The following is a 6,505-nucleotide window of genomic DNA, read 5'->3' as shown; positions in this document are numbered from 1 at the left end:
ACTCATCGCTTTCTCCAATCCCATGTTGTCATTCTTTAGCTGTCTATTTGTGTTACTTAATTATACAAAAAAGTACCCTACAGGTAGACTTTTTTTAATGTCTACTTTATAGGGTACATTTTAAACTTAAGCTTCTCTCGGCCTTATCTATTTTTTATTAACGAACACCTAATGCAATTTTAGCATATCTGGACATTCTGTCTCTTGTCCATGCAGGTGTCCAAACAATATTTACTTCTGATTGTTTCACCTCAGGAATATCAGAAACTGCTGCTTTCACTTGATCAACAATGACACCTGCTAAAGGACAGCCCATTGCAGTTAGGGTCATAGTTACAATCAATACACCATCTTCCTGCAATTCTAAATCATATACCAAGCCTAGATTTACGATATCCACTCCAAGCTCAGGGTCGATAACAAGCTCTAAAGCTCCCATAATACTATCTTTTAATTCTTCATTCATGTATAACACTCCTCAATCCGAAGTTATTTTATTCCAATTAGAGACAATGCCTCATGCTACTATCATAACAAATAAACCGTTCTGAATGTATTAATAATTAAAGTTTCACAAAGCCATGTTCTAAATGTGTTTCAAACCATTCCACCGTTTTTAACATGGCTTTTCTGCTTACTTTATGTCCTGCATTCTCTTCTGTTATATAAATTAATTTTTCTGGTGCTTCTTGATACAATGGCTTAATTTGCTCATAAAACTGACGAGAATAGGCGTAAGGCACTACTTCATCTTTCTTCCCATGCCAAAACATAAGTGGCCTAGTTTCTAATGCTTCTGGTACTTTCGATAAATCTAATTGTGCTAGGCGACCTATTAACTGGTCGATTTCCACCTGTGTTAGAGGCAATTTGTATCCTCTTTTTTGCACTTCTTCAATTGTATATTTTGCAAACTTTTCATAATAAGGCATTCCCATTAAACTAACTGCTGCATGAATCCAAGGATACTTTCTCATCGCACCTAGTGTAACAATTCCACCCATGCTCGTTCCAACTAGACCAATACTATTGTCATCTATCAAACCTTTACCATCAAAATATTCCTTTATCTCAGCGATTTCGTCAATTGTCTTTATGACAATATCCCAAAAATGAACATTTAATTCCATACTAGATAATTGTTGATCTCTTTCACCATGATATAAACAATCAGGTAAAACAACTCTAAAGCCTTTCTCTGCTAAGTTATAAGCAAAATGCAGGTTGTGTTCCTTTGCACTTGTGAAACCATGTGTAAATTGAATATAAGGTAGCTTTTGATCATAGTTATCCTTATTTACAATATGTAGTGCTGCAATCTCCCCTATATATAATTTTTCAATAACAATCATACAATGGCCTCCTTTAATGATTTTTTGAAAAAAAGTAAAAATAATGTAAAATGAAATACGAGGATTTCAGAATGGATAGATTTCTACTTATCATTTTTTCTATAGGATAAATGTAACGGGAATATTTATACTTCTTAACAATTAGAAAGTAGAATTAATGAATAAAGTGTACTACTATTTTATATGTATATATCAAAGTAATCTAAGTGTATCACGAAGCTGCTTATTTTTCGAAAATTTCAGCCCATACATACTAAAAACTTTACAAAAACGAAAACAAAAGGAGAAACTATGACAGAAAAACACCTAATCGCACTTGACCTAGATGGAACTTTATTAAAAAATGATAAAACCATTTCTCCACTTACAAAAAAAGTGATAAAAAAAGCAATGGATCATGGACACGAAGTAATGATAGCGACTGGAAGACCTTTTCGAGCAAGTGAAGCAATCTATCATGAGCTTAATCTTACTACACCTATCGTTAACTTTAATGGCGCTTTTATTCACCATCCAAAAGATAAAGATTGGGGAATGTATCATTCACCACTTGATATAAAAACTACTCGTGATATTGTAGAAGCATGCCAAAATTATTCTTTCCACAATATTATCGCTGAAGTAATAGATGAGGTGTATTACCATTACCATGATGAGAAATTAATTGATATCTTTTCTATGGGAAATCCAAAGGTGACTACAGGTAACCTATTGGAATTTTTAGAAGCACCACCAACTTCCATTTTAATTCACGCAGAAGAAGAGGATGTAAAAACTATTCGTGAACATTTATCTGATGTACATGCAGATTTAATTGATCATCGTCGTTGGGCAGATCCTTTTCATGTAATTGAAATTGTTAGATCAGGACTGAGTAAAGCAATTGGTTTACAAAAGGTTTCTGATTATTATCAAATTCCACAAAAAAATATCATTGCATTTGGCGATGAGGATAACGATTTCGAAATGATTGAATATGCCGGCAGAGGCATTGCTATGGGGAATGCTATTAATGAATTAAAAATCCGTGCCGATGAAATTACATTAACAAACGAAGAAGATGGCATTGCCATTTACTTAAATGAAGCATTAAATCTAAAAGCTCTTTGATTCTGGTTAAGATTACCGTACTAATTAGAAGGATTTTGTTCCATACTATCTTTGTAGCAGCAAGAGATTGCTGCATACAAACTATGCTTTTCCTTACTGACTTTCTTAGGCTCTATTTTTTAAATAACCTAACACTCGGAGGGATCTTACTATGGGAAAACGAAATAAATCCAAACGCTTCGTACAACAAGGTGTAGACTCTGTAACAAAGCACTCGGAACGTATCCCTTATCATATGACATATGCAGAAGCCGAAAGCTATAAAATGTCAAATGAGAAACAGTCTCATGGAGGATTAGAGTAATGGGAAATAGACTATTTCAGGAAGCAAGAGAAGCAGTTGAAGTAGCAAGAATTTCTAATGGTAGAGATGTTGAAGGATTAGTGGAAAAAGCAAAGACTGCGATTAGTTCTGCCTATGCTAATACCACTATTGCCGAACAACATCAACTAGCTGACCTTCAAAAAGAGTTGGATCAAATTCAAACTCATTAATAGAAAATCCACAAGGAATGTTCCTTGTGGATTTTCTATTCTATCAGGAGAATTTTTCAAGTACTACTGGATACGTTTCTTTATCTCCTTTAGAAAAATAAATGATTAGTGCACCATTCATCGGTAATTGTTCTTCTTTTAATTTTATTTTCAGTTGGAAACCACCATTCACAATAGACAGTTTTTGCTGAGATATAATCTCCTGATGACCATCTTCTACTGTATAATAAACAGGATCATTACCAGTTATTTTCCCTTGAACCACATAATCTCCTTTTTGTCCTTCAACAGAGATTCCTTGTATCCAATTATTTTCTTGTGCTTTATAGGTACCAACAAACAGGAATTGAACAACGAAACAAGCAATGAATACAGCTACCCATTTTTTCATTTCAAACCCTCCATTATTCTTTTCTAAAGAAACCTAGTACTGCAGTCGTTTGAACTACATTTGTAAATGCCTCAGGGTCTACCTCATTAATTACTCTACTCAAATCAAATAGCTCATATCGCGTAATAACAATCATCAGCATTTCTTTTGATTCATTAGAGAAAGCACCTCTTGCAGGTAAAATGGTAATCCCTCTTACTAACTTGTCATGAATCGCTATTTTTAATTCATCTGTTTTTTTCGTGACAATCATGACCGTTAACTTCTGATGTCTAGTATGAATAGCATCAATAACGCGAGTTGCTGCATACAAGTTCACTAACGTATACAGAGCTTTTTCCCAACCATAAATAGCACCTGCTGTTACGATAATGATCCCATTTAATAATAAAAAGTAGATACCTACTGGTCTATCTTGCATTCGTGATAGAATCATGGCCACTATATCCATTCCGCCGGTAGAAGCACCCCATTTAAGCGTTATACCCACTCCAACAGCTGCAATTACACCACCAAATACGGCATTTAATAAGATATCTTCTGAATACTGGGTTACAGGAATTATTTCTAGAAAAAAAGACATACATGCCACACTAAAGAAACTAAAAAAAGTAAAGCTTTTTCCTACCTTAAACCAACCTAATATAGCTACAGGAACATTTAATACAAATAATAAGAGACCTGTCGATAATGGTGTTACTCCAGCAATTAACTGTGCTACTCCGGCAAATCCACTTGCATAAACATCTGCTGGAATTAAGAAAAAGTTTAAAGCAATCGCATTAAGCAAGGCTCCAAATATAACTACTATCATCTTTTTCGTTAATAACATATACATAATTTTCCTCCGATTCATACTAATTTTTGCTATTCTTTCTTATTCTATTCATTGTTTTTTACCCATAAATTCTATACACTACTTGTGTAAAGGCTTTTTTAGCCATGTATAATTACGTGGTTTATGGAATATCAGCCATCACTATACCATAAAATTTATTTATATAAACAAGTTTTATAACAAATAGAAAGAAGTTGAATAATTATGACAGTACAGATTCTCGCAGATAGCGCCTGTGACTTACCTTTATCTTACTATCAAGAACATCAAGTGACTCTTTTACCTCTTAAAGTCAACATAAATGGAGATGAATTTGAAGATTTAAAAACGATTGATCCTATTACTGTTTATGAATCCATTCGCAAGGGTCAAATGCCTAAAACCTCTCAGGTATCTCCAGCTGCTTTTAAAGAGGTTTTTACGAATTTAGCGATTAATAAGGAGAAAGGGCTCTACATTGCTTTCTCTTCCCAACTTTCAGGTACCTACCAGACAGCTGTGATGATTTATGAGCAAGTAAAAGAAGAATACCCAGAGCTAGACTTAACGATTATTGATAGCAAATGTGCTTCTTTAGGCTGTGGATTAGCGGTTCAAGAGGCTGTTAAGCTGCGTGACTTAGATGTCTCTTTAGAAGAAACCATCACTTCTGTACACTTCTTCTGTGAGCACATGGAACATCTATTCACCGTAGAGGATCTAGAATATTTAGCAAAAGGCGGACGTGTGTCTAAAGCTTCTGCATTTTTAGGTGGTCTTCTTAACATTAAACCTCTTCTTCATGTGGAGGATGGTAAACTAGTGCCATTAGAGAAGATTCGAGGAAAGAAAAAACTATTGAAAAGAATGCTCGAGCTAATCGAGGAAAGAGGAGATTCTTTACAAAATCAAACGATCGCGATTAGTCATGCTGATGATGAAGAAACTGCATTAGAGATGAAGGAATTGATTTTAGATAAATTCCAGCCTAAAGATGTGTACATTTCCTCTATTGGTGCATCTGTTGGATCTCATACAGGTGCAGGAACAATAGCAATATTTTTCTTAAATCAATGGAAAGCATAGTGGTTTAAACTAGAATAATCTATCCCCTTTTCACTCATACTAAACTTGTTCTAAGGAACAATAAATTTTGCTATGAATGAAAGGGGTATTTTTAATGCCACATACATCTGATAATGATAAAAAAGCAAAAGATAATAATGCCCTTCATCATGAAAAGAATATGATGAGAGAGAAAAACCGTAAAAACGGAAAGTTCCAATATAGTAAGAAAACAGATCACATTTGATATAAGGAAGACACCTAGAATTTTGATTTTGGGTGTCTTTTATTTTTTGGGTTACTCTTTTTCTTTCTGTTCATAGTGACTTGCTTTTCCTTCTAATATTTTTGAGAGAAAAAAAAGAATGGAACATATCCCATTCTTTCAACTTCTTACTTATCTTCCTTTTTCAAATAAGTCCAGCCTTCTTCTTGGTAAATCTTATTTTCTTTCATCAATCTTCCAAGCGCACGTTTAAAGGAAGCTTTACTTAAGTTAAAGCGCTCTTTAATTTCATCTGGTAAACTCTTATCTCCATAAGGCATTGCCCCATTTCGTTGAATAAGATAGTCCATTACTTTTTGAGAGTCTTGATCAAGCGCTTCTTCTTTTCTTGGTAGCAGGGAAACATTAATTGTTCCATCTGGTTTTACATCAATAATACGACCATTTACTTTTTCGCCAAGTCTAGGTTCTCTGCCTCTTTCGGTTTCATGAATAAACCCTTTAAAACCTTCTGCTGAATAAATCCAGCTTCCAACTTTTGCTGTTCGATAAATATAGCCATGTATATTTTTGTTATAATCCGCTTTTGTTGCTTGTGTAGACATTTCTTGTATTACTGGATCTGTTGCTGCTTTTACGTATAGGAGATTATTATTATCCACTTTTAAAGTAATATATAGCATATCTCCTACTTCTGGCCATACTTCTTCATGAACAGGTAAATCATCTTCACCAAGTAGCATGTCTTTCTTTAATCCGATATCAAAGAAACAGCCAAGGCCTTCTTTACGATCTGTTACCTTTACCCAATCATATTTTCCAACTGCAATGGATGGTATATGGGTACTTGAACATGCACGACCTTGATTATCACTATAAATAAATACCCTTACTTCATCTCCAACCTCAAATTCTTGATCAGTTTCCGTAAAATGAAGAAGCACATCTTCTCCTTCTTCCTCTATTGTTAAAAAGTAACCAAAACTAGCGATTCTTGCAACGGTTAAAATTTCTACTTGTCCGATATAATCTCTTAATGACACTCTTTT

The 6,505-nt window shown here is 34.2% G+C and carries 10 protein-coding genes; 5 read left to right on the top strand and 5 right to left on the bottom strand.

All coding sequences use genetic code 11. The annotated features are described in order from the left end of the window. Positions 1 to 157: 157 nt before the first annotated feature. Entirely contained in the window at positions 158 to 466 is a 309-nt protein-coding gene (locus F9279_RS22940) for a metal-sulfur cluster assembly factor (RefSeq protein ID WP_152116462.1), read from the bottom strand. 97 nt (positions 467 to 563) lie between these two features. Next, positions 564 to 1,352 carry an alpha/beta fold hydrolase gene (locus F9279_RS22935; protein WP_152116461.1) on the bottom strand — a complete coding sequence of 263 codons (789 nt, stop codon included), beginning with the start codon at positions 1,350 to 1,352 and terminating at the stop codon, positions 564 to 566. 291 nt (positions 1,353 to 1,643) lie between these two features. Between F9279_RS22935 and F9279_RS22930 the strand changes: the two genes are divergently transcribed. The 3 genes from F9279_RS22930 (at position 1,644) to F9279_RS22925 (ending at position 2,957) form a co-directional block, all read left to right on the top strand. After that, positions 1,644 to 2,462, top strand: coding sequence for a Cof-type HAD-IIB family hydrolase (locus F9279_RS22930; RefSeq protein WP_152116460.1), 819 nt, complete (start codon positions 1,644 to 1,646; stop codon positions 2,460 to 2,462). A gap of 151 nt (positions 2,463 to 2,613) precedes the next feature. Next, on the top strand, positions 2,614 to 2,766 hold the full coding sequence (locus tag F9279_RS25405) for a hypothetical protein (protein WP_193224682.1): 153 nt from the start codon (positions 2,614 to 2,616) through the stop codon (positions 2,764 to 2,766). Then, positions 2,766 to 2,957, top strand: coding sequence for a DUF3813 domain-containing protein (locus tag F9279_RS22925; protein WP_152116459.1), 192 nt, complete (start codon positions 2,766 to 2,768; stop codon positions 2,955 to 2,957). Before F9279_RS25405 ends, F9279_RS22925 begins: the two co-directional genes overlap by 1 nt. Before the next feature lie 43 nt (positions 2,958 to 3,000). Here the strand turns inward: F9279_RS22925 and F9279_RS22920 are convergent, their stop codons facing one another. Together F9279_RS22920 and F9279_RS22915 are read right to left on the bottom strand one after the other, a co-directional pair. Next, positions 3,001 to 3,348 carry a hypothetical protein gene (locus tag F9279_RS22920; RefSeq protein ID WP_152116458.1) on the bottom strand — a complete coding sequence of 116 codons (348 nt, stop codon included), beginning with the start codon at positions 3,346 to 3,348 and terminating at the stop codon, positions 3,001 to 3,003. A 13-nt stretch (positions 3,349 to 3,361) separates the two neighbouring features. Continuing rightward, a complete protein-coding gene (locus F9279_RS22915; protein ID WP_152116457.1) occupies positions 3,362 to 4,186 on the bottom strand; it encodes a YitT family protein in 825 nt (274 codons plus the stop codon). Positions 4,187 to 4,390: 204 nt separating this feature from the next. On the opposite strand from F9279_RS22915, the gene F9279_RS22910 reads away from it, so the two are divergent. Both F9279_RS22910 and F9279_RS22905 read left to right on the top strand, forming a co-directional pair. Then, entirely contained in the window at positions 4,391 to 5,251 is an 861-nt protein-coding gene (locus F9279_RS22910) for a DegV family protein (RefSeq protein ID WP_152116456.1), read from the top strand. A 94-nt stretch (positions 5,252 to 5,345) separates the two neighbouring features. Beyond that, positions 5,346 to 5,477 (top strand): DUF3941 domain-containing protein, encoded by a 132-nt coding sequence (locus F9279_RS22905; protein WP_152116455.1) that lies wholly within the window; start codon positions 5,346 to 5,348, stop codon positions 5,475 to 5,477. 146 nt (positions 5,478 to 5,623) lie between these two features. Here the strand turns inward: F9279_RS22905 and F9279_RS22900 are convergent, their stop codons facing one another. Further along, complete coding sequence (locus tag F9279_RS22900; protein WP_152116454.1) at positions 5,624 to 6,499, bottom strand: S1 RNA-binding domain-containing protein; 876 nt, start codon at positions 6,497 to 6,499, stop codon at positions 5,624 to 5,626. Between the last annotated feature and the right edge of the window lie 6 nt (positions 6,500 to 6,505).

The organism is Bacillus sp. B1-b2 (assembly GCF_009183415.1).
Classification (GTDB): Bacteria; Bacillota; Bacilli; order Bacillales; family Cytobacillaceae; genus Niallia.
Note: the sequence above shows the minus strand (reverse complement) of the source record. Positions and strands in the feature narration are given on the sequence as shown.